Origin of the sequence: Azospirillum sp. TSO5 (assembly GCF_003116065.1) — a bacterium.
GTDB lineage: Bacteria > Pseudomonadota > Alphaproteobacteria > Azospirillales > Azospirillaceae > Azospirillum.
The window spans coordinates 1-3135 of record NZ_LGQY01000151.1; the positions used below are offsets into that span (position 1 = coordinate 1).

The window sequence follows — 3135 nt, forward strand, 5'->3', positions numbered from 1 at the left end:
CGAATGTCCTCCTGAAGCGCCTTCACGCAGGCGATGACGGCGCCGGCGATGGCTTCAACCCGTGCGTCACCGCGAACCTCAAGGATGGAGGAGATTCATGGTGCGTTCGCCGCTCAGTCAGGGGAATCCCCGGCGGCGCTCGTTCAAGCGATTATCGTGGGTATTACCCGACTTCGACTGAACCGTCTCGGCTCGGCAGTAGCGGATTGAGGCTGATCGCGGCCGGGTGATGCGGGCGTTGGAGTACCTATAATCCGTTCAGGTCCCGTTGCCGCCATCAACCCAGCGCAGGAAGCGCCCGATCTGAATGGCGTGGCTCAAAACGGATTCGTAGTGCAACCGGCGTGCATGGGCTTCCTGGGCGTCGGCGGGCCAGCGATCAATCAAGGATTTCAGTTTGGGAAGATCGAGAATGCCGGCGACGAGGGGAATGCCCTCCATCTGTGCCAAGTCAGCAGCGAAGATGTCTTTCTGCTGGCTGAGGCGGGCAAACCAGTGGCCGTTTTGTTGCCCGCGCCGGGGTTCGTCGATCAGGCGGGGCGGCAGCCGGTCGGCCAGAACCCGGCGGGCCAGACTCCGTGAGCGTCCATCAATGACATACTGTTCTGGCGGAATCGCCAGACAGAACTCGGCCAATGCCCGATCGGAGAGGGGATCAATCAGGTCGAGTCCGTAATAGGCCCGCAGCGTCGTCAGAGTCTCCACCTGCCGGGTCCCTTGGTTGTGCAGGAAGTGGGCACGTTGGACGCGGCTGTCGGCGTTGTTGGCGATGATTCCTTCTTCGCCCCAGCGGTCGGCCAGACCCTCCAAGTCGATCTGTTCGATCAGGTCCGGGCGGACATAGGTCCTGCCTTTCCACTCCTTGCTGCTCCGCCCCAGGATGCGCCGCCGCACGGCACGCATCTCGGGCCATGCCCGCCCGATGGTGGGGACGAGGTGATCGCGGGCGCGTCGCCCACGATAGCTCATGACCTGTGGGAAAAGCCGCAGGAATGACAGAAACCGTCCCCGCCGCAGCATGTCGGAAAAAATCAGCCCCTCATCGAAGCTGAGAGTGAAATTCCCCATGGTGCCGACCATCACGCTGGAATGGCCGTGGGCCTGGACTGCCTTGTACAGCGGATCAAACCAGCCAAGATGGGATGTGGTGAGTACCGCCCGCCCACCTGCAAGAAAAAGCGGCGTCGGGTCCTTCTCGAACGCGGAAAGCTCGGTAGAGGTGCAGAAATGCGACCGGAGGCTTGGATAGCGTGTCCCGAGTTCTTCGACCGGTGACCGCTCGTCGGGATAGTATGTGGGCGATATGGGCGCAGCAGAACCATCGGCGGGAACGGCCGTATAGGTATCGAGGGGCGTATCCCCCAGCAACCTTGCCGCTGTCGCCGCCAGACCCGCACTGTCCAGACCGCCCGTGACCGTCACCGCCGGAGGCCGCGCGCCCTGGAGGCGCTTTCTCACGGCGTGATCCAACAGTTCCCGCGCTGCCTGCACATAGTCGTCGTTGCGGCGAAAGCGCAGCCGCTTGCTGGGGTCCGGGCGCCAGATGGTCCCCTCGTGGATGCCATCAGGTCCGGCCCATAGCAGACTGCCCTGGGGAACATGGCGCACTTGCTCGAACACCGTATCCGCCGGGTCTAGGACCATCAGCGTGATATGGGCGGCAATATTCACGACCGACGGAATCCGCGGTACCGAGGGAAAGCGGAACAGCAAGGCCAAGGACGAGGCGAACCACGTCCCTTGCGGGCTGTGGTGCCAATACAGTGTGCGCGAGGACATGGGGGACACCGCGAGCAGCAGGGTGCCCGTCCTGGGATCCCACCGGGCCAAGGTGTAATCCCCTTCCAGCGCATCCAGGGCCGCAGCCATGGAGTCGCTGCTGTGACGCTCCAACCACGCCGCCGCCAACGCTGCCGCTGGCAAATGGCGGGGCAGATGATGGCAGCTTGCGAAGTCCGGCGCGTCAAACAAGCATCCGGTCAGCACCAACCCACGACCAGCGGAATCAACGGCCTTTCCGCCTTGCACAGAGACGCGCTCTGCTGTGCCTCCCATGAACGGGGCACCATCCGGCAGGACTCCAATGGCAGCCTGCGCGCCCAGCTGGTGTGTTCCAGACCACAGGTGCCGACGCGCAACTGCAGACCCTACACGGCCAAGGTCCGCATCACGCGGCGGATGGCCGCAATAGCCGATCAGAGCCACGATCTGAGGGGACTATTCAAACAACGCCCTCAGGAGGCACACCAGACCACCCCGGTCACAGCTTCGGGCGCAGGCTGCCATGACGGGCCGGTGGCCCGAATGTCGGTTTCGGTCACACAAGAGAGCGGAGCCACCCAGGTCGGGGGCTTCTGGACGGGCGACATTGCTTCAATCCGATGAAGATCGCTGTGCGGCGCAGTGTCATCCGCCATTTGTTCGTTCCCCTCAGTGGCTCTTGACGGGTTATAAGGTGGTAGCCACATCTATTTCAAGGCTATGTCGTCAAATCTGCCAACGGATGATAACCCTCGGCCTCCTTTTCTCCGAGGAGGCTTGTGGTCCCAAGCATCAGCCAAGCATGGGCATCAACGCGGCCATTCTCCACCTTGACGCCAAACCGCACGACGCTGCCCCTGATCCCGCGCCGGGCCAGAACCATCCGCCCGGATAGCGCCAGGACAAGGCACGAACTGTGCCAAGGCAGGCAGTGGGCGACACGATGCAGGCGGCGGGTTACAATTTTCGCGCGTGCGACATGAGACGGGCTGGGGAGATGGGGCGGCTGGTCCGTAGCCGAAGTCACGGGACCAAAGCATCGTCGGCTCCACCGGAAGGGGATGATGAAAACCAGCACCCAGGCAATAATCAGGGCGGCAGTTGCCTCTATCCGTGCAAGCGCCTCTCTCATTGCCATTTCCGATATGTCAGACAGAAACGAACCGACCATGCTGGAAATTGACGGTGCTTTCAAGGTCATTGGGAACCCGCGTTCACGGTAATCGCTTGAACGAGCGCTGCCGGGGATTCCCCTGACTGAGTGGCGAACGCACCATGAATCTTCTCCATCCTGGAGGTTCGCGGTGACGCACGGGTTGAAGCCATCGCCGGCGCCGTCATCGCCTGCGTGAAGGCGCTTCAGGAGGACATTCG

3 protein-coding genes are annotated in these 3135 nt (G+C 62.6%); 1 reads left to right on the plus strand and 2 read right to left on the minus strand.

The window, feature by feature from the left end:
• Positions 1-230: hypothetical protein (locus TSO5_RS33160; RefSeq protein WP_211099790.1), on the plus strand; the 230-nt coding region annotated here is incomplete at its 5' end.
• Positions 231-258: 28 nt separating this feature from the next.
• Here TSO5_RS33160 and TSO5_RS30195 read toward each other — a convergent pair.
• The gene (locus TSO5_RS30195) at positions 259-1869 is read right to left on the minus strand and encodes an asparagine synthetase B family protein (RefSeq protein WP_158282513.1); all 1611 of its coding nucleotides are present in this window, start codon (positions 1867-1869) and stop codon (positions 259-261) included.
• A gap of 610 nt (positions 1870-2479) precedes the next feature.
• A partial coding sequence (locus tag TSO5_RS30200) for a lasso peptide biosynthesis B2 protein (protein ID WP_211099791.1) occupies positions 2480-3135 on the minus strand: 656 nt, incomplete at its 5' end.